A 25,055-nucleotide genomic window follows, 5' to 3' on the forward strand; every position below is an offset into this window, starting at 1 on the left:
TCCCCAGGATGGAGGAGCTGCTGCGGCTGCTGGCCGAGGACGCGTCCGGGAGCGAGCTGGCCCGGGCGGCGGGCGAGGACGCGGTGGCCCGTGACCTCGCCCTGCGTATCCGGGCCGGCATCGACGCCAGCAAGAAGCGCGAAGCAGAGCTCTCCACCCTGGTCGACGTCGCCCGGGAGCTCGCCTCGGCGCGCGACCCGGGCGGCGTGCTCGACACGATCGTGCATCGGACCCGCAGCCTGCTCGGCGTCGACGTCGCCTACCTGACGCTGTACGACGACGCGCGCGGCGACACGTACATGCGGGCCACGGACGGGTCGGTGTCGGCGGAGTTCCAGCAGGTCCGGCTGCCGCTGGGTGCCGGACTCGGCGGTCTGGTCGCGAAGACCCACAAGCCGTACTGGACCGCCGACTACCCGTCGGACGGGCGTTTCCGGCACACCGTGACCATCGACCACGCGGTGGGGGACGAGGGCCTGGTCGCGATCTGCGGTACGCCGTTGATCGTCGACGGCGCGTTTGTCGGCGTACTGTTCGCGTCCAATCGGACCATGCGGCCGTTCAGCCATGACGAGGTGTCACTACTAGGGTCGCTCGCCGCTCTGGCCGCGGTCACCTTGGTACAAGTGCGCGCCGCGGCTGAGACTGCGGCGGCGCTGGATCAGCTGTCCGCAGCGCATGCCGGTGTCGAGCACGCTGCAGCAGCGCACGACCGCTTCGCCGGAATCGTGTTGTCTGGTGGAGATGTGGACGCGGTCGCGGCCGCGTTGGCAGAGCTGCTCGATGTCTGGGTCGTACTGGTCGACGCCGGCGGCAACGAACTGGCAGTGGCTGGAAGTCCACCCGATACGGCGGTGCCTTGGCAGGAGTCGGAGTCCGGACGGCTGACCCGGATTGGTGACTGTTGGATCGTCGCCGCGACTGCCAAGGGCGAACGGCTCGGTGCCTTGGTCATCGGTGGTGTCGACGACCTGACCGGTGCGGACCAACGCATCGTCGAAAGAGCAGCAGTGGTGACCGCACTGGTCCTGCTGTTCCGGCGCCAGGCCGCGGAGCAGTCGCAGCGAGCGCAGGCGGACCTTCTGGCCGACGTACTGAGCGGGAGCGCCGATCCGCGCACACTGACCGATCGACTCCGCTTGCTCGCACCAAACCACCGTCACGATCGCCTAGTCCTCGCAGTGTGCCGTGGCGAACACTCCGCCGTACGTGCTCGCCTGTCTGCTCCGCTGGAGGACCGGCTGGTGCTGTCTGGTCCGTACGGCGGCGATCTGGTGCTCCTGTTCGCTCGCACGACCCCGGTGGCCGCAGCACGCGACCTGTCTGAGCTGGCGAAGCGCACTGGGGTCACCATCGCAGTCACCGGCCCTGCGACGTGGGGTGAGCCGCTCGTCGAGGCACACCGACAGGCTGCCCGCCTGGTCGCCACGATGCTTCGTCTGGGACGCACCAGCGAGTCCGCCACCCCTGACGACCTCGGTGTGGCCGGTCTGGTCGGGGCATCCGACGTCGATGTGCGTACCCACGTGCAGCACATACTCGGCAAGGTTCTCGACTACGACGAGCAGCGCGGTACCGATCTGATCGGCACCCTGCACGCGTACTTCGCCGCCGGCCAGAGCCCCACCCGCGCCGCCACCTCGCTGCACATCCACCCCAACACGGTCCAGCAGCGACTGGATCGCGTCACAGCCCTCCTCGACGACGGCTGGCAGTCCCCGGACCGCACCCTCGACATCCAGGTAGCCCTCCGCCTCCTCGCTGCCCTGGGCTGACGGCCGCTACTTGCCGAAGATCGCGTGCATGATGTTGATCGCGCCCGGTCCGATGATGACGATGAACAGCGACGGAAACAGGCAGAACACCAGCGGGAACAGGATCTTCACCGGAACCTTCTGAGCCTTCTCCTCGGCACGCTGCTGACGGCGCAGACGCATCTCCTTCGCCTGCTCCCGTAGGACGTTGGCAATGGTGATGCCGAGTTCGCCGGCCTGCACGAGTGCCGACACGAACGACCGGAGCTCGGGCACCGTCGTCCGGTCTGCCAGCGCCCGCAGCGCCAGTGAGCGTGACTTGCCGATCTGGATCTCCTGCAGAACCCGCGAGAACTCCGCCGCCAGCGGTCCGCGGGTGTTGCGTGCGACCTGGGCGAGTGCGGCGTCGAACCCGAGGCCGGCCTCGACGCAGACCGTGAGCATGTCGAGCGCGTCCGGCAGGGCCTGCTGGATCTTCGCCTGCCGCTTACTCCCCGCGTTGTACAGCAGGATGTCCGGCACGAAGAAGCCCGCGGTCCCGGCGACGGCGGCTCCGACGACGACCAGGCCGATCGTGCGGACGCCGTACAGCGCCCCGAGCCCACCGAGCACGAACAGGCCGAGCCCCTTCACCGCCAGGATCCGGTCCGGCGTCCAGCCCGACGGATTGCCCGCCAGGTCGAGCCGGCGCTGCAGCGTCGTCACCATGCCGCCAGGGGACAAGCGTTCGGCGAGGCCGCGCAGCCAGCTGGGCAGCGCCGCGAACGGAACCCGGGTGGGCTCGGCCTGGCTCGACGCGTGCTGCGTGTAGTGACTGTCAATGGTCGCCAATGCTTTGGCGACACCGTCCTCGGCCGGCCGCGCGGTGACGCCGAGAATCGCGAGCACGATCGCGAGACCCAGCGCGGCCAGGCCGCCGATCAGGAACACGGTTGCGGACATCTCACGCCTCCACCTTGATCAGGGCGCGGATCCAGAGCGCGCCCACGACGATGAGTACGGCGCCCCCGGCGACCAGCAGCACGCCGATCGGGCTGGTGAACAACGGACTCATGTACTGCGGTTTGGTGATCGTCAGCCAGGTGCCGAGGGCGATCGGCAGCGCGACGATGATGTACCCGGACAGTCGCCCTTCGGCGCTGACGGCACGGATGTGGCGGCGGATCTTGGCCCGTTCGCGCATCGTGTCGATCGTGTTCCGCAGTACCTCGGCCAGGTTGCCGCCGACCTCGCGCTGGATCCTGGTGGCCATCACGACCCAGCGGAGGTCTTCACACTCCATCCGGGCGGCCACGCGGTTCAGTCCGTCCTCGAGTTCGACGCCGATCCGGGTCTCGGCGAGTGCCCGGGAGAACTCGCCGGCAGCCGGCTGCGTGCCGTCGCGGACGACCGCGTCGGCTGCCTGGGCCAGCGAGAATCCGGACCGCAGAGATCCGACGATCAGCTGGAGTACGTCCGGCAGTTGCTCGCCGAACGCTGCCCGACGACGGCTGGTGCGGATGCGCAAGTAGACGAACTGACCGAGCCAGCCGGTAGCGAGTCCGATCGGGATTGCCGCGATCGCTGCGACGCCGACGAGCACCAGTCCGGTCGCGAGGACCGCGCAGGCGGACAGCGTCAGGAGAGTCCACTCCGCGGCGCTGCGTTTCACGTCAGCCAGGTCGAGGTGTTTGGCCAGTCCGGTCTCGGCGCCGGTGGCACGCAGGACCTGCTCGACCATGCCGACCGCCGTACGTGCGGCGGGACCGTCGGACGGGCTCGCCGCCTCCTCGTCGTGACGAGGACCGTAGTGCTTGAACTGCTCAGCCAACCGCCGTGCGTTGTCGCCTAACGCGCCCTGCCAGCGCAGCAGCACGACCGCCAGCAGGACCGCGACGAAGACCAGCGCGAGCAGCACGATGAGTTGCCAGGACCAGACGGTCTGACGGACCGGTGCCGGTGGTGCGGTCTTAGGCGGTGGCGTGACCGCGGCAAAGACAACAGACGTCGTCGCGCTGACCGAACCGACAGTCACTCGGAGCGTGGTCCGCTGACCCGCCAGCGTGTTCGGAACGGTGACGTCCACCTTGGCGCGCGCAGTGAAGTTGCGCGCCACAGCGGCGAAGGCCGCCGTCAGGTCTTTCGCGTTCTGTGCGGCCAGGACGCGACCGCCCGCAGCAGATGCGATCTGGCGGGCCGCCGAAGCGTCACCCTTGCCGTAGCGGAAGGCCACTACGTCCGCCGTGATGTGATCGGCGGCGAGCCTGCGCGTCACCGACGAGACCGTCGCCGCGCTGGAGGTGTCGACGCCGTCCGACAACACGACCAGCCGGCGCTGAGCCGACAGTCCGAGCCGAGCAGAGTCGAGAGCCGCGGCAGCTGCGTCAACAGCGTCGTACAAGGTCGTGGCGCCGGAGGCTGTGACGCCGGTGAGCGCCTTGCGGATCAGGGCGCGGTTCGTGGTCGGAGCGACGACCAGATGCGGCCGGTCCGAGAACGTGAGCAGTCCGGCCTGTACGTCGCTCGGCAGGTCGGCCAGGTAGCTCAGCGCGGCCTGACGTGCCGCGACGATCCCCGAGCCGGCCATCGAGCCGCTCGTGTCCAGCGTGATCATGACCGCGCGCGGCGGCGCTGCACTGACCGCAGCACTGCTGACCGGTGTGACGCGTGCCGGAAGAACGGTGCGGCCGGCAACGACGTGTACGGTCTGCGCGTCCAGCTTCCCGGACACGTTGGCAGTGCTGAGCACGAAGCCCGCCGTACCCGGGCCGACCTCGACCGAATCGATCCGCGCCGAGGGTACGTCGTCCGCGCTGGCGACCCCCGGCACGAGGCCCGCAAGCCCCAGGACGACTACCGCGAGGACGGTCCGCCGGAGGCTCCTCATCGACCCGCCTCTTCCGCACCGAACATCCGCGCCGGCAGGTGGATCCCCCGGTCGGAGAGCCGATCGAGGAAGCCAGGACGCAGACCGGTGGACCGCAGCGTGCCGCGGAACCAGCCACTCTCGTCGACGCCGGCGTGGAAGTCGAACAGGAACAGGTCCTGCAGCGTGACGACATCGCCCTCCATCCCGGTGACCTCCGTGATGTGGGTGATCCGGCGGGTCCCGTCCTTCAACCGCGACTGGTGGACGACGAGGTCGATCGCGGCCGCCATCTGCTCCCGGATCGCGCGCTGCGGCAGGTCGACGCCGGCCATCAGCACCATGGTCTCGAGCCGGGACAGCGAGTCGCGTGGCGCGTTCGAGTGCACGGTGGTGATCGACCCGTCGTGGCCGGTGTTCATCGCCTGCAGCATGTCCAGCGCCGCGCCGTCCCGGACCTCACCGATGATGATGCGGTCGGGGCGCATGCGCAGCGAGTTGCGGACCAGTTCGCGGATCGCGATCTCGCCGCGTTGCTCCACGTTGGCAGGCCGGGACTCCAGCCGCAGGACGTGCTCCTGGCGGAGCTGCAGTTCGGCCGCGTCCTCGATCGTGACGATCCGCTCGTCGTCGGGCAGGAACGACGACAGCACGTTCAGCGTCGTCGTCTTGCCCGAGCCGGTGCCGCCGCCGATCAAGATGTTCAGCCGGCCCCGGACGCAGGCGCGCAACAGGTCCGCGACCGGCCCGGTCAGGGTGCCGAACGAGACCAGGTCGTCGACCGTGAACGGATCCGCGGCGAACTTCCGGATCGTCAGCAACGACCCGTCCAGCGCGATCGGCGGTACGACGGCATTCACCCGGCTGCCGTCGGGCAACCGCGCGTCCACCATCGGGCTGGCGTCGTCGACGCGCCGGCCGACCCGGGACACGATCTTGTCGATGGTGCGGCGCAGATGACTCTCGTCGCTGAACGCCGCGTCGACCGGCACCAGCCGGCCCTCGCGCTCGACGTAGATCTGGTCGTGGCCGTTGACCATGATCTCGGAGACTCCGGGATCACGCAGGTACGGCTCGAGCGGGCCGTGACCGAGGATCTCGTCGGCGACCTCCTGCGCGACCCGCGCCCGGTCGGCGACGGTCATCGGGGTGTCGTCCCGTTGCAGGACGGCCTGCAGCGTCTGGGTGACCCGCTGCTCGAGTTCACGCTGGTCGAGGTGGGCGTCGTACAGCTTCGGCCCAAGGCTCTCCAGGAGTCCTTGGTGCACGCTGCGCTTCACACCGGCGAACGGGTCCGCGTTCCGCGCCGCACGACGGGGTACGTCGGACGCGGCCGGCACCGCCGACGCGCCGGACTGCACGACATGGAGCTTGCCGCCGGGGTTGGCCTGCCGCTGGGCGAGCCGTTCGGACAGGTTCATCATCGCCGCCCTTCGGCCCGCCGGGCGAACGCCTTGGCCTTCGGGGCGAAGGGCTGGTTCAGCAGCCGCTCGCGGGCGAACCGGGTGATCGCCTGGCTCACCGGATGCGCCGGCGTCGCGATCACGATCGGCGTGCCCTTGTTGATCGAGACCGGGACGTTGCGACTCGACGGGACCTGAGCGCTGACGGGACTGTGCACCACGTGCTCGACATCGCTCGTCGACAGCCCGACCTTCGAGTCGGAGCGGTTCACCAGCACCGAGCGGATGTCGCGCGAGTAGGACAGCAGGTCGAGCATGTCCAGCGCGATCCGCAGGTTCTTCAACGCCGGGGTATCGGGCGTGGTCAGCAGCACGTGGTGGTCCGACACGTCCATGGCGGTCAGGACGTGCTCGCTGAACTGGGCCGGCGTGTCGACCACCACGAAGTCGTACATGCCGCGCAGCACCGCGAGCAGCTCGCCGACGAGCGCGGCCGGAATCTTCTCGGCATCGCCAGGAGTGACCGGCGCGAGCAACATGTCCAACCCCGGCCCGTACGCCGTCAGCAACGACGCCGCACCAGTGGTGTCGAGATGACCGGACATCGGCAACGCGTCGCTGATCGTGCGCAGCGGGTCGAGCTGGACACTGATCGCCACGTCACCGAACGACAGATCGAGGTCGACGACACAGACGCGATGCGTACCACCGGCCGCCAGCGCCGCGGCCAGGTTGATCGTGATCGTCGTCTTGCCGCAGCCGCCCTTCGCGGCGAACACGGTGACGACCTTGCCCTTCGTTTCGTCGCGCTCCGCAGTGACCCGTTGACCCGACAAGGCCCGCGAGCGCTCGCAGGCGTCGGACAATGCGGGCTGGTCGTCCGCCGCGACCACTTCACGGACGCCGGCCCGCAAGGCCTGGGTGAGCAGCGCGACGTCGACCTGGTCGCGGATCAGGATCACGCCGACGGCGGGTCGTTCGAGCCGCAGACGTTCGGTGAAGCGCAGCGCCGTACCGAGGTCTGTGGACGGACCCACGAGGACGAGGTCTTCGCTGGGGTCCTCACCCAGCGCCCGCAGCGCGGCATCGAGGTCGTCGACGACGCGGACGGTTCCGCCGACGCTGGTGGTCAGGTCTCCCGGCGACGCGGCCGGCTGGCAGTAGATGGTCATCGCACTCGTCCTTACTTCTTCTTCGCCGGCGGGAACTGCGGTACGACGTGGTCGTCAGGCGTGACCTGTGTGGACGGGCCGAGCAGGGCCAGGTACGGCAGGCCGGTCTGGGTGACCAGGATCAGCCGCTCGGCGTCGTCCTGGTTGACCGCGAAGGTCACCAAGGTCATGTCGTTCTGCGCGGATGCCGACGGCTGTCCGACTCCGTTGGTCGTCGCGGTGTCGACCGAGTCGTTGGTGGTGGACGGGCCGATGGCGATCACGCGCACCTTCGGGATGACGACCCGGGTGTTGCCGATGCCCTTGCCGATCTGCTGCTTGTGCTGACCGGTGCAGTTCGGCTGGGCGCCGGCGTCGCTGCTTCCGGTCACCAGAGTGCCGAACACCGCGACATCCGACCCGGCCCGCACGTTGTTGGCGACGGACTCCGCGCTGCACACCGTGATCGTCACAGCCACCTTGCCCTCCGGGATCTTCAGCCCTCCCGCTGCCTGCGCGGCGGTGACGAGCACCGAGTCGCGGAGCAGCTGGCCCGGGCTGAGATCGGTCGACGTGACGAGCGACTGCTGCGCGGGCGTGATCTCGGCGACGGCGTCCGACGGCACCGACGAGGCGGGCAACGTTTCCTTACGCAGCAGGGCTTTCGCGTCCTGCGCTGTCGTCCCCGACGGGATCGACTTGCTCGCCACCAGAACGGTGACGGCCTGCTGACCGGCGACCGCGCGGGCGTCGGCACGGTTGACGTACACCAGCACGGCACCCGTCCCGAGCACAGCCAGCGCCACCGCCAGCACGATGGTCACAACTCGACGTTTCATTGGTCTCTCTCTTCCGCTGGCGGAACTATCCGGCAAGCTTGATCACGGCCAGGCCGAAGCTCGGGCCGGTGCCGATGGTGGACGAAACAGGCATCAGGGCCTGCGTGAAGTGCCCGAAGATGCAGGAGGGCGTGGTCGACCCCTTGGGACACGACATTCCCGACGGAACGGCGTCCTTGAGCGGATTCATGTTCGCGTAACCGGTCAGCACGAACGCGGCCAGACCGACCAGGTGGTACTGCGCCCCGCTGCCCGAGCCGGTCGTGGTGTCGAAGATCGGGATGAAGATCGGGGACTTGCTCGCGACGTACGACGTCAGCGCGTCCTGGCACGGTTTGGAGATGTTCTTGCCCGGATCGCTGCCGGCGACGTAGCCGCTCTGGGTGAGGTCGATCGAGGCCGAGCAGCTACCGCCGTCGGCCAGCCAGCCGAACTCGCCGGGCGGACTCGAACCGTCACACTTCGGCGCGCTGGGCGTGTCCCGGACGAAGATCCGGACATCGGTCCCGAAGGTCGGAGGCGTCATCCCGCCGGTGGCCTGGGTCCATGCACAGAGCGAGAGAGTCATCGCGAGTGAATTGGAGCTCTGGGCGGGCGGCCCCCACGCGGCCTGCGCGCAGGCGTGGACCGCCGTACCTTGGTAGCCGCCGTTCCCGGCCAGCGCGCGGGCGAACACCGGAGGCAGCAACGAGGAACCGCCGGTGGTTCTCGTGGCCGTGCTGACGTTGACGTAGTTCGGCGTCTTGGCGGTCGGGCAGGCGCCTTTGCCAGTGGCGGACCCACAGCTCGGCAGCCCACCGCTTGCCGCGTTCCCGCACACCGAGCTGACGGTCGATGTGCCGTCCTTGGAGTTCTGGTTCGCATAGGTCGCCGCGTTGACCGGCAGGCAGCCTGAGCTCGAGGCGCACGACTTTGCGACCGCGAGTGCTCCTGCGTCGGCTCCGTTCTGGAGTTCGGCGCGTTCGACGTACAGCGAGCCGGCGTCGACGGTCAGGGCGGCCATGCCGAGCACCACACCGGTCGCGAACAGGACGCCGACCAGGACTCCGACGGCTCCGCGGTCGTCCGGGCCGACCATGCGCAGCATCGGCCGGATGAACGACGGGACTAGGTTTCGCATGGCATGACTCCCCGCGCGGTCAAGGTCACCTGGCCGCCGAGACCGTTTCCACCGAAGAGGCTTGCGATGGAACCGAATCCAGGTGTGAAAGCGAAGCTGTAGGTGACTCTGACGCTGCCGTCGCCGCCGGCGCCTTTGGGACAGGTGGTCAGGGTCGATACACCGACCGGGCTCAAGGCGCCTGCGGCCGCCTGTGTGCGAGCGGTCGGGTCCTGCCCCAGTGCGACCAGCCGGGCGCCTTCCCGGGCCGCCTGGGTGAGGCTTTCCTGCGCGTTGAGCATCCTGCCGAAGTCGACGATTCCCATCACGACCAGCAGGAGCAGGGGAAGCAGGAGCGCGAACTCGACGGCGGTCGCGCCGCGGTCCGCGCTGCTGCCCCCATGCACCGACGAGGGCAGCCTGCGGCGTACCCGTGCCGCGAGCCGGATGCGAGTTCGGCCGTGGTGAGTTTCCCCGCCGCGCTGCCCTCGTCTCGGATACATGAGTCCTCCCCGTTGTTTCGGCGGATCGCCGGCTCGATCAGGGCAGGGCGTTGAGGACGGCCTGGAACATGTCGTGCACGCGCGGGCCGAGCAGCACCAGGACCGGGATCGCCGCGACGGAGATGAGGGCCACCAGCAGGCCGTACTCGATCATCGTCGCGCCGCGCTCGTCGCGCCGGGTCAGCTCGATGGCGTTCTGCACGTGGGTGAGCAGGTTGTCGGACATGGGAACTCCTTCTGCTGTGGCGGATCGCGGGACCCGCCGGTCATCCGAACGACGACCTGTCGATCGGTACCGAAACAGTGCGCGCCCGGATCCCCGTCCCGGCATCGGTCATCCGGCCAGAACCGTGCTGCCCGATCGACGGACGGCCCCGACCGTCGGCCGACAGCGAGCGCGGCTTGTCGGTCGTTCGGACGACACGGTCGGCCGGACAGCCGATCTTTCGCTACCGATCGGACAGTCCTGCCAGCAGGCCGTTCCGCCCGTGTGACGCCCCCCTTACCTTGGCCGCCATGGACATTCCCACGACAGTTGCCGTAGGCATCGTTGGTTTCACCGCCGGATTGTTCCTGCGGGGTACCGTTTTCCGGCTGTCCGTGCGGCCCGGCGAACCCGACCGCACGCTGTGCTTCCGGTGCACCGCACCGGTCGGTGGACGGCTCGCGATCCGGTGCGCACAATGCCGCAGCTGGTACGGCGTTCCGCTCGGACTCGAGGTGACGACAGCGGCGGTGCTGGAGCTGCTGGTGTGGCGATTCGGCGGGCTTCCCGACGCGGCGCCGTACATCTTCATCGGGGTTGTCGGGGTCGCGTTGGCAGCCATCGACATCGCCGTGCAGCGGCTGCCGAATGTGCTGACGCTGCCGATGTACCCGGGGCTGATCGCCTTGTTCGGCATCGCTGCCGTGGTCGATGGTCGTCCGGGGCAACTTGCGCGTGCGCTGCTCGGTGGTCTGGTTCTCGGCGGGTGCTACTTCGCGCTGGCGGTGCTGAGCCGCGGGCGGCTCGGTGGCGGGGACGTCAAACTCGCCGGCGGGCTCGGGATCGCGCTCGGTTGGCTGGGCTGGCCGACCGTACTGGCCGGGGCAGCCCTGGGTTTCGTGATCATGGGGACGGTCGGCGTCGCGCTGGTACTGGCCCGTCGGGTCGCACTGCAGGAGGCGATCAGCTTCGGCCCCTTCATGCTCGGCGGAGCCCTCCTCGCCGTTCTCGCCTCGTCGTGAGCACCGGCGGCCTGGGCGCACGGGACCCGGCGAGCGCTCGATTAGGGTCCTAAGTCCCTGGTTGAACTCTCTATCTGTTACCTAGGGTAACTGCGTCACGGGGAGGTTGACTATGAGTAATCACATCCACATCGTTGTGGTCGACAGCCATACGCTGTCGCGCGACGGCCTGCGCAACCTGGTGTCTGCGCAGCCCGACATGTCGGTCGTTCGGGAAACGGCCTTCGTTGCCGAAGCGGTCGCGGCTGTCACCGCCGAGCGTGCCGATGTCGTCGTACTCGACAGCAAGCTGCCGGACGGTGACGGGCTGGCGCTCGCGCGGGAGCTGCGCGACCGGCATCCGGAGCTCGGCATCGTCTTGCTGACGTCCGACGGCGAGGACGACGTACTGTTCCGGGCCCTGGAGATCGGCGTCTCGGCGTTCGTCCCGAAGGTCGCCCCGGCTGCCGAGGTCCTGGTCGCGATCCGGCACTCGGCTGTGGCCGCCGGCTCGTTCATCGCCAGCGGCCTGGGTTCGGCCATCGCCCGTCGCCGGGCATCAATGAGCGTCTCGGCTCCCAGGTCTTTGCCCCTCGGTGGCGGCTCGCCGTTGAGTCCACGAGAGGCCCAGGTGCTCGAGATGCTCGGGCGGGGAGTGTCCGTGGTCGCGATCGGCGCCACGCTGCACGTGAGTCACTCGACCGCGAAGACCTACGTCTCGCGGGTGTACGAGAAGCTTGGCGCGACCAATCGGTCGCAGGCGCTGATGCTCGGGTTGCAGCGCGGCCTGATCAGCCAGGACCTGCCGGCTTTCCTGTGACCGGCAGCGGGCGACGAAACTCGATGACCAAGCGCTCAACTATTCCGGTGGAAAGCACCTTCGGGAATTCCGTAACGGACTGTAGGACTCGGCCGATCATCGTGACAGAAGGTGACTTCGAACCTCTTGGATTGGGGAGTCACGGCGGGATTTCTCTGGGGGCAGTCATGGAAGACTCGATCACTGTCGTCGTTGTCGACGGCCACACACTGACCAGGTACGGACTGACGCGACTCGTTGGCGCCGGTGCCGGCATCACCATCGTCGGCGAGTGCGGACTCGCGTCCGAGGCGCTGGCACTCGTCGCCTCCGCGCAGCCGGACGTCGTCGTCCTCGACGTGGCGCTCCCGGACGCCGACGGTCTCCAGTTGGCCCGACAGCTCCGCGATCGGCACGCCGAGCTGGGCATCGTCGTACTCACCGCAGAGGCCGGCGACGACATACTCTTCCGAGCACTCGAGACCGGCGTCTCCGCCTTTGTCGAGAAGACCGCTCCGAACGCTGAGGTACTCGCGGCGATCCGGCACGCCGCGGTCGCGGCCGCCTCGTTCACCGCCACCGGTCTCGGCCGCGCACTGGCTCGCCGCGGACGCGTCGCCGATCCGGCGCCGGCCGTGATCGAACCCACGGGTCCGGCCCTCAGCCCGCGTGAGCTCGAGGTGCTGTCGCTGCTCGCCACCGGTCTCCCGGTCCCGGCGATGGCTGCCACGCTGTTCGTCAGCCTGTCGACCGCGAAGACCTACGTCTCCCGCGTGTACGAGAAGCTGGGTGCGACCAACCGTGCCAACGCCATCATGGCCGCGATGCGGTTGGGACTGATCACGCCGGAACTCGGCATCCCGGCCTAAGGCAGCAGAACCAGACGGCCGGCGTACGCCGCTGCGCGCATGGGGTTCTCTCCTTGTCCTGGATTTGAACCCACTCTCGGAGAGCTACTCTCTTCTGGGAAGTACGCGCTTCGGAGTGCGTACCGCGCGACGAGGAGAGCCATGCCCACCCGCACCGCAGCGCAGCGCCGCGATGAGGCGGCCCGCGAGTACGACGCGTTCCTGGCCACCTGCCCCGCGCGCCAACTCCTCGACCGCATCAGCGACAAGTGGGTCACCCTCATCCTCGCAGCGCTCGCCGACGGCCCACAGCGGTACTCCGACCTGTCCCGCCGGATCGCAGGCGTCAGCCAGAAAATGCTCACGCAGACCCTGCGCTCCTTGGAACGCGACGGCCTACTGACCCGTTCGGTCACCCCGTCGGTACCGGTCCGCGTCGACTACGAACTCACGCCACTCGGCCGCACCTTGGTGCCGCTGATCGCTGCCATCAAGACCTGGGCGGAAACGCACATGCCGCAAGTCAACGCCGCCCGCACCACCTACGACCACGTGAGCACCCCCGCATGACAGCCGCCGACGCATCCGCTCAGGATCGCCGGGTCGTGGTGGTTGTCGTGCCGGCGACGGGGACGTGGGCTCCGCCGGGGCGGGATCCCGAGGCTTGGCGACTGGCGCTGGCGGAGGACACATACGAGGTGCTCGCCGCGCTCGACCGCGTCGAGACAGCGGTCGCGGTCGTCGGCGGGGACGAGTCCGCGGTGGCCGAGGTCAGCGCGCTGACCTGGCCGGGAACGCCGACGTACGCCGTCGACAGCGACCGGCCGATCCTGCATGCGGTGGAGATCGTCGGTCCCGCCGCGGCGGTCGTCGCGGTTTCGCACGACGTACCCGATCTGCCCGGACTGCTCATCGGCAAGCTCTTCCGCGCCCTGAGCCACGCCGACATCGCCGTCACCCCCGCCGAAGACGGTTCCCTGGCCGCCATCGGCCTCAAGCACCCCGTCCCGAACTGGATCGCCGACCTCGCCCCGACCTTCGACACACCCCTGTCCATCCTCGAGACCCACAAACCCCGCCGCCACGCGGTCGCGACCGGCCCTGGTTGGCACCGTCTGCGTTCGAACGCTGACATAGCGCGACTGGATCCCGGCCTCGAAGGATGGAACGCGACAAGATCCCTTCTTCGTCACTCCTGACCCGTCACCTTCTCCACCCCGGCTCGTTCACCATGCAGCGGGAAATCCGGGGACCCAGCTGATCGCCGATGCCGTTCAGGGGCGGCACCCGACCTCAGCTCCCCGCACCGGCCGCACCCGGGGGGATGCGGCCACCCCACGGTGTAACACCGCAACGGGGGACCACGGGGGACCACCACACCGCGGGGTGACGCAGTCGGGGGACTGCACCAACACCCCCGCCCGCTCCCCGCCGCCAATCGGGACTCTGAACACCTGCCGGTTACCAAACACAAGCAATAACCTCTCCCCACCCACCAGGACCTGTTCGCAGTCCCCGGTGCCTGTGCGAGCGCCCGGGGCCATCCGCCCTCGTCGGGTGAGGGGCGGGGGTGGGGTTAGCGGATGGGGACGATGGCAGCTGATTCGGACTGTACGTCGGCCGTGGTGGGGAAGCCGGGGTGAGAACGGGAGGGCCGCAAGGCAACGCGGGACCAGCACGGCGGACACGCACCACGGCGGAGACTCGGCACCACGGGGGTCTGCGCAGCTGCGGGGCGCAGTGGCGAGGTGCGCAGTGGCGAGGGGCGGGTGCCGGCGTGGGACGCAGTGCAAGCGGGGGGATTGCGGCGCAGGCGGGGATTTGGGGCATGCGCTGACGCCCGGGGATGGCGGCGCGTGGGGAGGCTGGGACGAGGACTAGCGGGCAGTTGGGGTGAGGGGGACTGCTGCGTGGTCTGTTGTGGGGAGGTGGGTCGGTCGGGCGAGCGGTCGCCTCATGGGGCGGTGGCCTCGTGCGTGAGTGGTGATGAGTTTGGTGGGGTGGAGGGTGTCAGCGGGTTGCTAGGTGTTCTTGGGCGCGGACGGCTAGGGCTTGGACGGAGGGGTCCGTGCCTGCGGGGAGCGCGTCCAGGGGGAACCATGCGAGGTCGTGGGATTCTTCCGAGACTACGTACGCCGTGTTGGTGCTCGCGGTTACCAGGAACTGGACGTCCAGGTGGTACGCGCCCGCGCAGCCGCCGGCCTCGATCAGGTGGCGGGACAGTTGTAGTGGCTCGGCGCTGACCGTTAGATCCGTTAGGCCAGACTCTTCTGTCGCTTCGCGGAGGGCGGCGCCGGCGAGTGTGGCGTCGGCAGGTTCGCAGTGGCCGCCTAGCTGGAGCCAACGGCCGACGGTCTTGTGGAGCGTCAGGAGAGTGTTCTGGCCGGCGCCGTCGACCAGCAGTGCGCTCGCGGTCACGTGCTCGGGGCGGCAGCTTCGCCACATGCCGTCGGGGTGAGCCGCAAGGTGGTTCAGGTAATGCTGACGGAGCTCTTCCTGTTCGGCGTCAGGCGCACGCCACCCCTGCAGAACCACCACCGCATCTCTATGAAGCACCCCGCAAGTCTCCACAACCCGAGCCGAAGACTCGGATGGGGGGTACACGCTGCGGGCCAAGCGCCTGGGACCGGGTACTCGCCCCGGGTCCAGAGCGCCTGGCGTGGTGACGACTACCTGTCTGGGTTGTTCTTGTCTGGGTTGTTGCCGTCTTCGTCCTTGGGGGACGGCTCTTCGGGGGCGTCGTCCTTGGGGAGGAAGTCGGTGATGTCGATGTTGGTGAGCTCGCCGGCGTGCTGGGCGAAGCCGATGGGGTCGTCGAGATCGCTGGTGCTCGGCATCAGGTCGGGGTGGGACCAGAGGTTGTCGCGGCCGTCCACGCCACGGGCGTCGCGTACGGCGGCCCAGAGGTTGGCGGCGTCGCGGAGGCGGCGCGGGCGGAGCTGAAGGCCCACGAGCGTCGCGAACGTCTGCTCGGCGGGGCCACCGGCCGCGCGGCGGCGGCGTACCGTCTCGGCGAGCTGGACCGCGGCGGGCATCCGGTCCTTCGTGGCCTCGCGGACGACGTCGTCGACCCAACCCTCGACGAGCGCGAGCGTGGTCTCGAGGCGGACCAGCGCCGCCTTCTGCTGCTCGGAGTCCTCGGGCTCGAACAGGCCGCCCGCGAGTGCCTCCTGCATGGCCTCCGGGTTCTGCGGGTCGATGTCGGCCATCGCACGCTCGATCTTGCCGGTGTCGACCTCGATCCCGGCCGCGTAGTCGGCGACCGCGGCGAGCAGGTGCTGCCGCAGCCACGGCACCCCGGCGTAGAGCCGCTGGTGCGCCACCTCGCGCAGCGCCAGGTACAGCCGGACGTCCTCGTCGGCCAGCCCGAGGCCCTCGGCGAACTTGGCCACGTTGTCGGGGAGCAGGATCGCCTGGCCGGTCGGTCCGAGCGGGAGTCCGATGTCCGAGGAGCTCACGACCTCGCCGGCGAGCTCGCCGAGCCCCTGACCGACCTGGGCACCGAAGACCGAGCCACCCAGCTGGCGCAGCATCCCGGCCATCGGGCCGGCGAACTGCTGAGCCTCAGCGGGCAGGGCGTTGCCCATCGCGCCGGCGACGTGCTCCGCGACCGGGTCGACGATCGTCTGCCACACCGGAAGCGTGTTCTCCACCCACTCCGCGCGGCTCCAGGCCGCGGACGTCGCAGAGACCTCGGGCAGCGTGGTCGCCTGGTCCAGCCAGTGCTCAGCGAGGCGGACCGCGTCCGCGATCCGGTCGCCGTCGGCGGGCGTCATGGACCGGTCCCCGGCGGCCGAGACGGTCTTGCGGGCAATGTCCTTGGCCAGGTCCCAGTTGACGGGCTTGCCGTCGGTGGAGCCGCTCAGCAACTGCTGGACCTGCGCGAAGATCGCGTTCAGGTCGGGGGTGCCGCCCGCTCCGGCCGCACCCGAGAACTGCTGGAACATGGCCTCGAACGGCGTTCCCTTGAACGGGTTGTCCGGGTTGTCCGGTTCGTCGCTCATCGGAGGGCCTTCCTGTGCGGGTGGGGCGTACAACTCCAACGTACTGGTTCCGTCGATCAGTTCCGCGATCGGTGAACGCATCACCGCCCGTGTTCGCCGCAGGCAGAGCGACGAACCGGCGAAGTACCCAGGTAGGTGAGGAAGGCAACAGTCTCTCCTGGTGCACGGAACGCCACGCACAGCAGCCCTCGGGTACGCCGAGATGCCGCGCCGCCCCCGGCCGGGACGGAGGGGATGTGCGGGAAACGGAGGGTGGGAGGGAGAATTGGATGGTGGGAGATGGGATGGTGTGTGCTGTGAAGGCGGGGGAACGGCCGGAATGAGGAACCGATGAGCGACGCGATCAGGCTGCTGGACATTCGTGACAACGCGCTGTCCAGCGACGAGGTGCTGGCCGCTGTCGCGGATCCGACGGCGGGCGGAATTGCCCTTTTCATCGGCAGCGTGCGCAACCACGATCACGACAAGCCCGTCGACCGGCTGAGCTACGAGGCGCATCCGGACGCGCTGGAGCACCTGCGGAAGGTTGCGCAGCGTGTTTGCGACGACCCGGATGTGACCGCGCTGGCCGCCGTCCACCGGACCGGGGACCTGAAGATCGGGGACGCCGCGGTGATCGTCGCGGTGGCCGCATCGCACCGCGATGTCGCGTTCGCGGCGTGCCGGCGGCTGATCGACGATCTCAAGGCCGAGGTCCCGATTTGGAAACACCAGCACTTCAGCGACGGTGGCAGCGAGTGGGTCGGCGCTCACTGACCCGTACGCTGGGCCCATGAAGGTGGCCCTGTGAAGGTTTTGGCGTGGCTGGCGTTCCCGCTGATCGCCACGCTGCTGGCGATGTGCTGGGCGGCGTGGCGCGGCTGGCGCAGCCGCGAGCCGCGCCGGTCCGGCGGCCCCTTCGCCTCGGTCGACGAGTTCCGCCGGTTCAACGCCGTTCTCGCGGCGCCCGGCCCGCGGGCCACCCCGGAACGTCGCCGGGGCTTCGGTCGTCGTAATCATCAGGCGGCCGCCACCGAGAACCGCGGCCGGACGGCCTCCACCGAGGCTGGTAACCAGGCAGCCGCCTCCGAGATCGCAGGGCAGGGTTCGTGACACGTCGTACCGCCACATTGGTCACCTCGATCGTCGTGCTTGTCATCTCGCTCGGGCTGGTGACCGCGTTCCCCGTGCCGTTCGTCTCGTTCAGTCCTGGGCCCGTGAAGGACACCCTGGGGTCGTCCAAGAACAAGCCGGTCATCGAGATCTCCGGCCACGAAACCTTCCCGACCTCGGGTCAGCTCGATCTGACGACCGTGTCGGTGACCTCCCCGGACCGGCAGTTGACGCTCCCGCAGGCGATGCGTAACTGGCTCGACCCGCACCACGACCTGTTTCCGCGCGACATCATCTATCCGCCGGACCAGAGCGCCGACCAGGTCGAGCAGCAGAACACCGCGGAGATGACCGGTTCGCAGGACAGCGCGGTCGCGGCCGCGCTGCAGGCCGCGAAGGTCCCGTTCCACACGAAGGTGTCGACGGTCGCCGACAACTCGCCGGCCCAGGGCAAGCTCAAGCCCGGCGACATCGTGCTGGCCGTCGACGGCCAGACCGTCACCCAGGTCCCGCAGGTCGGTGAGTTCGTCCGTAAGCACAAGGTCGGCGAGAACGTCGTCTTCCTGATCCGCCGCGGCACTGCCGAGCAGACCGTCCAGCTGAAGACCGCCGCGACGCCCGGCGAGGAGACCCGGCCGATGGTCGGGATCACGATCGGCGTCGACTCGCAGGTGAAGGTGACCGTCAATCTCGGTCAGGACATCGGCGGCCCGAGCGCCGGCACGGCCTTCGCGCTCGCCATCTACGACAAGCTCACGCCGGGCCCGCTCCTCAACGGGAAGCACGTGGCCGGCACAGGCACGATCGACGCGCTCGGCCAGGTCGGCGCGATCGGCGGCATCCAGCAGAAGATCGCCGGCGCCCGGAACGACGGCGCCACGGTGTTCCTGGTCCCGGCGCCGAACTGTGAAGCCGCGCTGCACGCGGATGTGAACGGCATCCAGTTGGTGAAGATCAGCACGCTGACGGACGCGATCAGCGCGTTGCAGGCGGTCACCAGCGGCAAGGGAGCTGTTCCGTCGTGCAGCCAGTGAGCCACCCGTACGTACCGGCGAACCGAAGGGATGATCTGCCGGCATGGATTTCGTAGGCACGCTGCCTCCTGACGCACTCAGTCGCGCGGTGGTCGAGATCGAGAAGCACGTGAGCAGCGCGGGCTGGGACCAGCCCGCGCAGTTGTTCGCCCTGGTCCCGACCGCCGAGCTGCTGCGCGCCGAGCCGAACCTGGCCGCGCAGCTCGGCGCCGAGGACGCCTCGCAGCCCCTCACCCCGGTCGCCCAGGGGGAACTGCCCGGCGGCCTCGAGGACGACAACCTGGCCGACGCGCTCGGCCGGATCGAGTGGCCCGACGGTGTCGCAGGCTGCGCGCTGGCCATCGAACGGATCGTGTTGCCGGCCGCGGCCGAGTCCGGTCTCTCCAGCGTGGAATCCGATGCCGAGCTGGCCCAGTTGGCCGGCAGCGACCCGCACCGGCACGAGGTCCGGATGGTCGCCGCGGTACTCCGGGAGGGTGACCGGTTCGGCGCCGTCCGGCTGCGCGCCCACGACGAGGACAGCGCGGTGCTGACCGGTGTCGACTTGGTCCCCACGCTGTGCGAAGTACTGTCATTGACATTCGAACCTTCGTCCGGCAGCCGGCCGGGCGGAGGGGTTGCGGTCGAGGGTGACGACGAGGAGAAGCGACCATGAGCGACGGCGTCTACGACATGCCGGACGAGCCGCCCCGCAGAACGCGGCGGACGGGCGGCCGTCCGCGCGCGCTGCTGCCGACGATCGCCACGCTGATCGTCCTGCTGATCCTCTTCAGCGTCTTCACCGACGTCTGGACCCAGCGGCTCTGGTACCGCTCCGTCGACTTCGGTTCGGTCTTCAGCACCGTTCTCGGGACCCGGGTGCTGCTGTTCGTGGTCGTCGGCGTACTGATGGCAGCGGCAGTCGTCGCGAACATCATCGTCGCGTTCCGCACCCGCCCGCGCGTCGCGCTCGCCCCGTCGCCGAGCCCCGGCTTCGAGAGGTACGGCGATCTGCTGCAGCAGCACGGCCGGATCGCCGTCGGCGTCGTCGCCGGCCTGATGCTGATCTTCGGTGGCTCGGCAGCGTCGGGAGAGTGGAAGGTCTTCCTCGCCTGGAAGAACCGCACCCCGTTCGGCGTCACCGACAAGCACTTCAACAAGGACATCTCGTTCTTCGTCTTCGACTACCCGTGGCTGCGCGTCCTGCTCGGCTTCGGCTACTCGATCGTCCTGCTCTCGCTGGTCGCGGCGATCATCACTCACTACCTGTACGGCGGCTTCCGCCCGTCCGCGAAGGGCCAGAAGGCCTCGGGTGCGGCGCAGGTGCAGTTCTCGATCCTGCTTGGTCTGCTCGTCCTGCTCAAGGCGTTCAGCTACTGGCTGGACCGCTTCGGCCTCACGACCTCGGACGGAAGACTCTTCACGGGTATCTCCTACACCGGTGACAACGCGATCTTGCCGAGCAAGGAGATCCTGGCCGTCATCGCGGTGCTCTGTGCACTGTTGTTCTTCGCGAACGTGGTGCGCCGGACCTGGCTGCTCCCCGGCGTCGGCACGGTTGTCCTGATCCTGTCGGCGATTCTTCTCGGTGCACTCTGGCCGGCCGCGCTCCAGCAGTTGCGGGTGCGGCCCAGCGAGCCGGTGAAGGAAGGGCCGTACATCACCAAGAACATCCAGGCCACGCGGCAGGCCTATGGGCTCGAGAACAGCGACATCACCGAGTACACGGCGGCCACGACGGCCAAGCCGAGCGAGCTGACGGCGGACGCCGAGGTCCTCCCAGGTATCCGGCTGATCGACCCGACGGTGATCGGGCCGACCTTCGAGCAGCTGCAGCAGGTGCGTGGCTTCTACTCGTTCCCGACGGATCTCGACGTCGACCGGTACAAGATCGGTCAGAAGGTCAACGACACCGTCATCGGCGTACGCGAGGTCCAGGTCGACCGGCTGCCGGCCGGTCAGCGCAACTGGAACAACGACCACACCGTCTACACCCACGGCTACGGTGTCGTCGCCGCGAACGGTAACCAGCGCGCCGCGGACGGTACGCCGGTCTGGACCGAGAAAGACCTGCCGCCGACCGGCCAGCTCGGTGACTACGAGCCGCGGATCTACTTCGGTGAGCAGTCGCCGGACTACTCGATCGTCGGCGGACCGAAGGGGTCCTCGCCGGTCGAACTCGACACCCCGGAGGGCAAGAGCGGCGGCGACCCGACGCTGAACACCTACGAGGGCAAGGGCGGCGTCCAGGTCGGATCCTTCTTCAACCGATTGCTCTACGCAACCAAGTTCCGCGATGCGAACATCCTGCTGTCCAGCCGGGTGAACGCCGATTCGAAGATCCTCTACGACCGCACGCCCCGCGAGCGGGTCGAGAAGGTCGCTCCGTGGCTGACGCCCGACGGTGACCCGTACCCGGCGATCGTCGACGGCCAGGTCGTCTGGATCGTCGACGGCTACACCACCTCGGACAACTACCCGTACTCCGAGAAGGTCGCGCTGGACGTCAGCACCCGGGACACCACCACCGGCCGCGGGACGATCGCGCAGCAGCCGAGCGAGAAGATCAACTACATCCGCAACTCTGTCAAGGCCGTGGTCAACGCCTACGACGGCTCCGTCGAGCTGTACGCCTGGGACGAGAGCGACCCGGTGCTGAAGACCTGGATGAAGGCCTTCCCCGGCACCGTGAAGCCCAAGTCGGCGATCTCCCCGGCGCTGATGTCGCACCTGCGCTACCCCGAGGACATGTTCAAGGTGCAGCGCGACCTGCTGGCCAAGTACCACGTCCAGGACGCGGGCACCTGGTACCAGAACAGCGACCTGTGGCGTGTTCCGGACGACCCGACCGCGGTGTCGTCGTCCGGTGGTGACTCGTCGACGCATATCAGCCAGCCTCCCTTCTACCTGTCGTTGCGGATGCCGGGTCAGACCGACCCGAAGTTCTCGCTGACGTCGGTGTACGTACCGAACGGTGAACGCGAGAACCTCACTGCGTTCATGGCCGTGGATTCCGAGGCGACCTCCCCGGACTACGGCAAGTTCCGAATACTGCGACTACCCGGCAACCTGCAGATACCTGGTCCGGGGCAGGTCTACAACAAGTTCCAGACCGACGAAGGCATCAGACAGGCACTGCTTCCGATCAACCAGCCGAACAGCGGAGCAAGAGCGCAGTACGGCAACCTGCTGACGTTGCCGCTGGGTGGCGGTCTGCTCTATGTCCAGCCGGTGTACTCGGTGCGGACCAGCGGGCCCGGCAGTTATCCGGTTCTGAGGTATGTCCTGGTGTCCTTCGGTGATCGTGTCGCCTACGGCTCGACGCTGCAGGAGGCGCTGACGAAGGTCTTCAACACCAGCGTCGACACCGGCGAGGAACCGCCGGGGACGAAGACGCCGCCGACGCAGCAGCCAAGCGCAACGATCAAGCAGGCACTGGCCGACGCGCAGGCCGCTTATGCTCGGGCACAGGACGCCCTCAAGAAGGGCGACCTCGCCGGCTACCAGAAGGCCGTCAACGAGATGAAGACGGCAGTCGACAAGGCGATAGCTGCAGGTGCCGTAGTGACACCCACCCCGACGCCGACGCCAACACCGTCCGGCAGTCCGTCGACACCCGCGAGTCCACCGGCGCCGTCCACGACGCCACCGAGCTCACCGACAGGCTGAGCCACAGGGTGCTTCCCGGGGCGGCGACACCGACAGCAGTCGGCGTCGCCGCCCCGTCCCGTTGTGGCCGACCAAGCTGGTTGCCTACGGCATCAGTTGGTGCTCTCCGGGTGGAACCCGGCCGCGGTGTCGAGCACGTCCTCGTCGGTGAAGCGGTCGTGATCGATCGTCACCTCGGCCGCCACACCCGGCTCGATGAAGTAGAACACCTCGTCGCCGGCGAACAGACCGTCGTACCCTCCGACCTTCACCGGCGTGAGCTGCCAGGACCCCGGCTCTTTCTCCTCGTACTCGACGAGGAAGTCCTTCACGGCTTCGAGATCGGTGAGTTTCTCGCCGCGCAGCGTTTTCAGCGTCAGGTCGACCTTGAACGCGCCCTCGTCGTCGGGCCCGGTCTCCCAGACCCGGCTCCTGAAGGACACGTCCTCCCACTCGTACTCGAAGTCGCTCGGCGTGCCGATGCCGTCGGGAAGGTTCTCGATCACGAAGCCGTCCAAGGTGTCAGCCCTTTGCTCGGTCGATGGAGGTGCGGCGGAGTACGTCGCTGACGGTGCGAACGCGGTTGCTGAGGCAGGGACGGTCGTCGTGAGCCCGAGGGTGGCCAGGACTACTGCGCTCCCGATCACGATACGACGGGTGGACGGCACGACTCGGGAACGAAGCGTTGAACGCGACATTGCTGCCTCCTGGGTACGGCGGCGCCTCGCCCGCTGCGAGACGCCTTTCGTGTCCAAGAAGGTGCAGCGATCACCCCTCGTCCGGACAGGCGGTTTCGAACCTGTGGACAACCGGGCCGTCAGTACCCGATCAGCCGGTGCAGCCGATGGAACGTCTGCCGGAACCCGAGCCGCGGCCAGGCCCGCGACGACAGCAGGTTCGTCACCCGCCAGTCCGTCACGACCGACGTGTAGCCGGTCTCGGCCGACCACTGCAGCACCGCCTCGCCCAGCGCGCGGCCGGCGCCGAGTCCACGAGCCGGCGGCAGTACGGCGGCGAACCCGAGGAACCCGGCGTTGTCCGGCTTGGCAAGCCCGTTGTGTGAACTCGACTTGTCCAGCGAGCACCCGACCGACGACCCGATCACCTGACCGTTGTACTCGGCAACGAAGGTCGCGTAGTCCTGGTCGTCGATCGACTCCTCCCAGTCCGCGAGCGCCTCCTCGAAAGTGGGCAGCTCGCCGGCCGAGAAGACCGGTGAGAGCGCTTGATGTCGAGGCAGTGCGAGGTCGAGCTCCGCGAGTACCGGGATGTCCCCGCGCGCGGCCCGGCGTACGACGAGATCTCGGGGTGCCGGGATCGGTGTGTCGGGGACCGGACGGACCGCGTGCGCGTGCTGCGAGCCGAAGGCGAGGCGGAACCACGCGTCGATCAGTTCAGGATCGTCGGGCACCAGGACGTAGTGCGCGGTCCGGCCGTCGTCGACCCACCGGGCCGCGGCAGCGCCGTACAGGTCGCGGATGTGTTCCGGCTCACGGACGGCGTGACCGGCGGCCTCGATCCAGATGTTCGGACCCCAGACCGAGGACGGTTTGGGAGCTGCCAAGACATAACCCGTGAGCTCGCCACCCTCGACCATCACCGCTCCGGACGCGCCCTCGCTCTCCCAGGCCGCCGTCACCTCGACGAGTGCGAGGCGGTCGTCCTCGTAGTCCGCAGGAAGCAGTGGGTGGCGCTTGCGGTGTTCCTGATGCCGCTCGGCGAGCAGACCGGCCGCGGCCGGCAGATCCGCCTCCTCGAACGGCCGGATGACGTGTCGGGACATACCCGGACGGTACGCCGCGGAGCGCCCGGCGAACACGGGTTTTGACCCCACCGGGAGCCGATTTGGTTGCTCGGCCCAGATCCTCTAAACTAAAGACACAACGACGCGGGGTGGAGCAGCTCGGTAGCTCGCTGGGCTCATAACCCAGAGGTCGCAGGTTCAAATCCTGCCCCCGCTACGGAAGAAGGCCCGGACCATCAGGTCCGGGCCTTCGCTTTGCTCTGTGGGGCTGACCTGCGGTTTGCCGAGTCGGCGCCATTCGCTGAGGGTTTCGCGTAGTGTTCAGCGGCTGACGCTGGTCGGTCCCTACCAGGATGGTGAGCATGGCGAGCTTTCACGCGCGGTACGTGTCCGGTGATCCCGACGACGTATGGCGCGACCTGCGTGACCTTGGCGTACGGGTCTTCGACGACCCGTACCGCGAGGACGCCGAGGCGGTGGCGCGCGAGTTCGCCGACCGTGCCCGCAGGAACGTCGAGACGCTCGTCGAGCGGCTGCAGGCGCAGGGCTTCCGTGCGGAGGTGAACGACGACGAGGGGACGCCGTGTCGCGCTCACGTTCCGCCGTCGCCGGGTGCGCCTGCGCTGGCTGATTGGCTGGAGGAGACGTTCGCGCCGTTCCCGATGACGGTCAGTGCGTGGATCCGGCAGGTGGGCGACGTGTGGCTCGTCGGGGACTTGCCGGGCTGGCCGGCCAGCGTGCTCGCGGATCCGCTGGTGGTGCAGCTGGAGTGGGCCGAGCAGGGCGGTTCGCGCTCGTACTACGAGGCCGAGCACGCGGCGTACCTCACGGACACCGTGCGCCGGGACGCCGGCATCGCGTTTCAACTCGACTACGCGCCCGACGAGCTCCACAAGGCGAACATCAGCGGCGACGCGCCGTACGGCATCGACCTTCCCGGCCCCGGAATCGACGGGAAGGTGGGGCCTGCGATCTGGTTCGTCGACGATCTCAACACGGCGTTCGCGGCCGGCGGATTTCCCGGCGCACTGTGGGACGCGGGCTACGAGGAGCCGCCCGCTGGATTGCGCGAGTCGCTCGCCGACGGGCTCCTGCGTCTCTGAGCGA

At 68.7% G+C, this 25,055-nt stretch carries 24 protein-coding genes and 1 tRNA gene; 13 read left to right on the forward strand and 12 right to left on the reverse strand.

All coding sequences use genetic code 11. The annotated features are described in order from the left end of the window. Positions 1-8: 8 nt before the first annotated feature. Positions 9-1,775: a helix-turn-helix domain-containing protein gene (locus ACFYRH_RS29075; RefSeq protein WP_387782003.1), complete on the forward strand. Its 1,767-nt coding sequence runs from the start codon at positions 9-11 to the stop codon at positions 1,773-1,775. A 6-nt stretch (positions 1,776-1,781) separates the two neighbouring features. Here ACFYRH_RS29075 and ACFYRH_RS29080 read toward each other — a convergent pair whose 3' ends face one another. From ACFYRH_RS29080 to ACFYRH_RS29115, 8 genes are read right to left on the reverse strand one after another with little or no spacing between them, the layout of a single operon-like run. After that, positions 1,782-2,696: a type II secretion system F family protein gene (locus ACFYRH_RS29080; RefSeq protein WP_387782005.1), complete on the reverse strand. Its 915-nt coding sequence runs from the start codon at positions 2,694-2,696 to the stop codon at positions 1,782-1,784. Between the two features lies 1 nt (position 2,697). Beyond that, a complete protein-coding gene (locus tag ACFYRH_RS29085) occupies positions 2,698-4,620 on the reverse strand; it encodes a VWA domain-containing protein (RefSeq protein WP_387782007.1) in 1,923 nt (640 codons plus the stop codon). Further along, positions 4,617-6,020, reverse strand: a complete 1,404-nt coding sequence (locus tag ACFYRH_RS29090) for a CpaF family protein (RefSeq protein WP_387782009.1) — start codon at positions 6,018-6,020, stop codon at positions 4,617-4,619. Before ACFYRH_RS29090 ends, ACFYRH_RS29085 begins: the two co-directional genes overlap by 4 nt. Beyond that, positions 6,020-7,174, reverse strand: coding sequence for a CpaE family protein (locus ACFYRH_RS29095; RefSeq protein ID WP_387782011.1), 1,155 nt, complete (start codon positions 7,172-7,174; stop codon positions 6,020-6,022). The genes ACFYRH_RS29090 and ACFYRH_RS29095 overlap by 1 nt, the downstream gene beginning before the upstream one ends. An 11-nt stretch (positions 7,175-7,185) precedes the next feature. Further along, a complete protein-coding gene (cpaB, locus tag ACFYRH_RS29100; RefSeq protein WP_387782012.1) occupies positions 7,186-7,992 on the reverse strand; it encodes a Flp pilus assembly protein CpaB in 807 nt (268 codons plus the stop codon). A gap of 25 nt (positions 7,993-8,017) precedes the next feature. Beyond that, positions 8,018-9,112 (reverse strand): pilus assembly protein TadG-related protein, encoded by a 1,095-nt coding sequence (locus ACFYRH_RS29105; protein ID WP_387782013.1) that lies wholly within the window; start codon positions 9,110-9,112, stop codon positions 8,018-8,020. Beyond that, a complete protein-coding gene (locus ACFYRH_RS29110; RefSeq protein ID WP_387782015.1) occupies positions 9,100-9,594 on the reverse strand; it encodes a TadE/TadG family type IV pilus assembly protein in 495 nt (164 codons plus the stop codon). Before ACFYRH_RS29110 ends, ACFYRH_RS29105 begins: the two co-directional genes overlap by 13 nt. A gap of 37 nt (positions 9,595-9,631) precedes the next feature. Further along, positions 9,632-9,820, reverse strand: coding sequence for a Flp family type IVb pilin (locus tag ACFYRH_RS29115; RefSeq protein WP_387782017.1), 189 nt, complete (start codon positions 9,818-9,820; stop codon positions 9,632-9,634). 290 nt (positions 9,821-10,110) lie between these two features. Between ACFYRH_RS29115 and ACFYRH_RS29120 the strand changes: the two genes are divergently transcribed. The 5 genes from ACFYRH_RS29120 to ACFYRH_RS29140 all read left to right on the forward strand — a co-directional run bounded on the left by ACFYRH_RS29120 (position 10,111) and on the right by ACFYRH_RS29140 (position 13,646). Further along, positions 10,111-10,821, forward strand: coding sequence for a prepilin peptidase (locus tag ACFYRH_RS29120; protein WP_387782019.1), 711 nt, complete (start codon positions 10,111-10,113; stop codon positions 10,819-10,821). A 112-nt stretch (positions 10,822-10,933) separates the two neighbouring features. After that, a complete protein-coding gene (locus ACFYRH_RS29125) occupies positions 10,934-11,620 on the forward strand; it encodes a response regulator (protein WP_387782021.1) in 687 nt (228 codons plus the stop codon). A gap of 167 nt (positions 11,621-11,787) precedes the next feature. Further along, positions 11,788-12,468, forward strand: coding sequence for a response regulator (locus ACFYRH_RS29130; RefSeq protein ID WP_387782023.1), 681 nt, complete (start codon positions 11,788-11,790; stop codon positions 12,466-12,468). Positions 12,469-12,609: 141 nt separating this feature from the next. Then, complete coding sequence (locus tag ACFYRH_RS29135) at positions 12,610-13,017, forward strand: winged helix-turn-helix transcriptional regulator (RefSeq protein ID WP_387782025.1); 408 nt, start codon at positions 12,610-12,612, stop codon at positions 13,015-13,017. Continuing rightward, a complete protein-coding gene (locus tag ACFYRH_RS29140) occupies positions 13,014-13,646 on the forward strand; it encodes a DUF2064 domain-containing protein (protein ID WP_387782027.1) in 633 nt (210 codons plus the stop codon). Before ACFYRH_RS29135 ends, ACFYRH_RS29140 begins: the two co-directional genes overlap by 4 nt. Before the next feature lie 811 nt (positions 13,647-14,457). Here ACFYRH_RS29140 and ACFYRH_RS29145 read toward each other — a convergent pair. Both ACFYRH_RS29145 and ACFYRH_RS29150 read right to left on the reverse strand, forming a co-directional pair. Continuing rightward, positions 14,458-14,985 carry an NUDIX hydrolase gene (locus tag ACFYRH_RS29145; RefSeq protein ID WP_387782028.1) on the reverse strand — a complete coding sequence of 176 codons (528 nt, stop codon included), beginning with the start codon at positions 14,983-14,985 and terminating at the stop codon, positions 14,458-14,460. Between the two features lie 131 nt (positions 14,986-15,116). Further along, on the reverse strand, positions 15,117-16,451 hold the full coding sequence (locus ACFYRH_RS29150; protein ID WP_387782030.1) for a zinc-dependent metalloprotease: 1,335 nt from the start codon (positions 16,449-16,451) through the stop codon (positions 15,117-15,119). A 330-nt stretch (positions 16,452-16,781) separates the two neighbouring features. Here ACFYRH_RS29150 and ACFYRH_RS29155 point away from each other — a divergent pair, with 330 nt between their 5' ends. Genes ACFYRH_RS29155 through ACFYRH_RS29175 form a run of 5 tightly spaced genes read left to right on the forward strand, consistent with a single transcriptional unit; the run spans position 16,782 to position 22,225 of the window. Then, positions 16,782-17,207, forward strand: coding sequence for a molybdenum cofactor biosynthesis protein MoaE (locus ACFYRH_RS29155; RefSeq protein ID WP_387782032.1), 426 nt, complete (start codon positions 16,782-16,784; stop codon positions 17,205-17,207). Positions 17,208-17,237: 30 nt separating this feature from the next. After that, a complete protein-coding gene (locus ACFYRH_RS29160; RefSeq protein ID WP_387782034.1) occupies positions 17,238-17,543 on the forward strand; it encodes a hypothetical protein in 306 nt (101 codons plus the stop codon). Then, entirely contained in the window at positions 17,540-18,577 is a 1,038-nt protein-coding gene (locus tag ACFYRH_RS29165; RefSeq protein ID WP_387782036.1) for a PDZ domain-containing protein, read from the forward strand. Before ACFYRH_RS29160 ends, ACFYRH_RS29165 begins: the two co-directional genes overlap by 4 nt. Positions 18,578-18,620: 43 nt before the next feature. Continuing rightward, on the forward strand, positions 18,621-19,232 hold the full coding sequence (locus ACFYRH_RS29170) for a PPA1309 family protein (RefSeq protein WP_387782038.1): 612 nt from the start codon (positions 18,621-18,623) through the stop codon (positions 19,230-19,232). Next, positions 19,229-22,225, forward strand: coding sequence for a UPF0182 family protein (locus ACFYRH_RS29175; protein ID WP_387782040.1), 2,997 nt, complete (start codon positions 19,229-19,231; stop codon positions 22,223-22,225). Before ACFYRH_RS29170 ends, ACFYRH_RS29175 begins: the two co-directional genes overlap by 4 nt. A 92-nt stretch (positions 22,226-22,317) precedes the next feature. On the opposite strand, the gene ACFYRH_RS29180 is transcribed toward ACFYRH_RS29175, so the two are convergent. Together ACFYRH_RS29180 and ACFYRH_RS29185 are read right to left on the reverse strand one after the other, a co-directional pair. Then, positions 22,318-22,902, reverse strand: a complete 585-nt coding sequence (locus tag ACFYRH_RS29180; RefSeq protein WP_387782042.1) for a hypothetical protein — start codon at positions 22,900-22,902, stop codon at positions 22,318-22,320. A 119-nt stretch (positions 22,903-23,021) separates the two neighbouring features. Then, positions 23,022-23,987, reverse strand: a complete 966-nt coding sequence (locus ACFYRH_RS29185) for a GNAT family N-acetyltransferase (RefSeq protein WP_387782044.1) — start codon at positions 23,985-23,987, stop codon at positions 23,022-23,024. A 104-nt stretch (positions 23,988-24,091) separates the two neighbouring features. Between ACFYRH_RS29185 and ACFYRH_RS29190 the strand changes: the two genes are divergently transcribed. Further along, a tRNA-Met gene (locus tag ACFYRH_RS29190) sits at positions 24,092-24,165 on the forward strand. A gap of 145 nt (positions 24,166-24,310) precedes the next feature. Next, positions 24,311-25,051 (forward strand): hypothetical protein, encoded by a 741-nt coding sequence (locus tag ACFYRH_RS29195; protein ID WP_387782046.1) that lies wholly within the window; start codon positions 24,311-24,313, stop codon positions 25,049-25,051. Positions 25,052-25,055 lie beyond the last annotated feature (4 nt).

Origin of the sequence: Kribbella sp. NPDC004875, assembly GCF_042873375.1 — a bacterium.
Lineage (GTDB): Bacteria > Actinomycetota > Actinomycetes > Propionibacteriales > Kribbellaceae > Kribbella.

Coding starts and splice junctions, on each gene's coding strand:
- ACFYRH_RS29075 (WP_387782003.1), top strand. CDS start 9: ATGGAGGAGCTGCTGCGGCTGCTGGCCGAGGACGCGTCCGGGAGCGAG.
- ACFYRH_RS29080 (WP_387782005.1), bottom strand. CDS start 2,696: ATGTCCGCAACCGTGTTCCTGATCGGCGGCCTGGCCGCGCTGGGTCTC.
- ACFYRH_RS29085 (WP_387782007.1), bottom strand. CDS start 4,620: ATGAGGAGCCTCCGGCGGACCGTCCTCGCGGTAGTCGTCCTGGGGCTT.
- ACFYRH_RS29090 (WP_387782009.1), bottom strand. CDS start 6,020: ATGAACCTGTCCGAACGGCTCGCCCAGCGGCAGGCCAACCCCGGCGGC.
- ACFYRH_RS29095 (WP_387782011.1), bottom strand. CDS start 7,174: ATGACCATCTACTGCCAGCCGGCCGCGTCGCCGGGAGACCTGACCACC.
- cpaB (WP_387782012.1), bottom strand. CDS start 7,992: ATGAAACGTCGAGTTGTGACCATCGTGCTGGCGGTGGCGCTGGCTGTG.
- ACFYRH_RS29105 (WP_387782013.1), bottom strand. CDS start 9,112: ATGCGAAACCTAGTCCCGTCGTTCATCCGGCCGATGCTGCGCATGGTC.
- ACFYRH_RS29110 (WP_387782015.1), bottom strand. CDS start 9,594: ATGTATCCGAGACGAGGGCAGCGCGGCGGGGAAACTCACCACGGCCGA.
- ACFYRH_RS29115 (WP_387782017.1), bottom strand. CDS start 9,820: ATGTCCGACAACCTGCTCACCCACGTGCAGAACGCCATCGAGCTGACC.
- ACFYRH_RS29120 (WP_387782019.1), top strand. CDS start 10,111: ATGGACATTCCCACGACAGTTGCCGTAGGCATCGTTGGTTTCACCGCC.
- ACFYRH_RS29125 (WP_387782021.1), top strand. CDS start 10,934: ATGAGTAATCACATCCACATCGTTGTGGTCGACAGCCATACGCTGTCG.
- ACFYRH_RS29130 (WP_387782023.1), top strand. CDS start 11,788: ATGGAAGACTCGATCACTGTCGTCGTTGTCGACGGCCACACACTGACC.
- ACFYRH_RS29135 (WP_387782025.1), top strand. CDS start 12,610: ATGCCCACCCGCACCGCAGCGCAGCGCCGCGATGAGGCGGCCCGCGAG.
- ACFYRH_RS29140 (WP_387782027.1), top strand. CDS start 13,014: ATGACAGCCGCCGACGCATCCGCTCAGGATCGCCGGGTCGTGGTGGTT.
- ACFYRH_RS29150 (WP_387782030.1), bottom strand. CDS start 16,451: ATGAGCGACGAACCGGACAACCCGGACAACCCGTTCAAGGGAACGCCG.
- ACFYRH_RS29155 (WP_387782032.1), top strand. CDS start 16,782: ATGAGCGACGCGATCAGGCTGCTGGACATTCGTGACAACGCGCTGTCC.
- ACFYRH_RS29170 (WP_387782038.1), top strand. CDS start 18,621: ATGGATTTCGTAGGCACGCTGCCTCCTGACGCACTCAGTCGCGCGGTG.
- ACFYRH_RS29175 (WP_387782040.1), top strand. CDS start 19,229: ATGAGCGACGGCGTCTACGACATGCCGGACGAGCCGCCCCGCAGAACG.
- ACFYRH_RS29180 (WP_387782042.1), bottom strand. CDS start 22,902: ATGTCGCGTTCAACGCTTCGTTCCCGAGTCGTGCCGTCCACCCGTCGT.
- ACFYRH_RS29185 (WP_387782044.1), bottom strand. CDS start 23,987: ATGTCCCGACACGTCATCCGGCCGTTCGAGGAGGCGGATCTGCCGGCC.
- ACFYRH_RS29195 (WP_387782046.1), top strand. CDS start 24,311: ATGGCGAGCTTTCACGCGCGGTACGTGTCCGGTGATCCCGACGACGTA.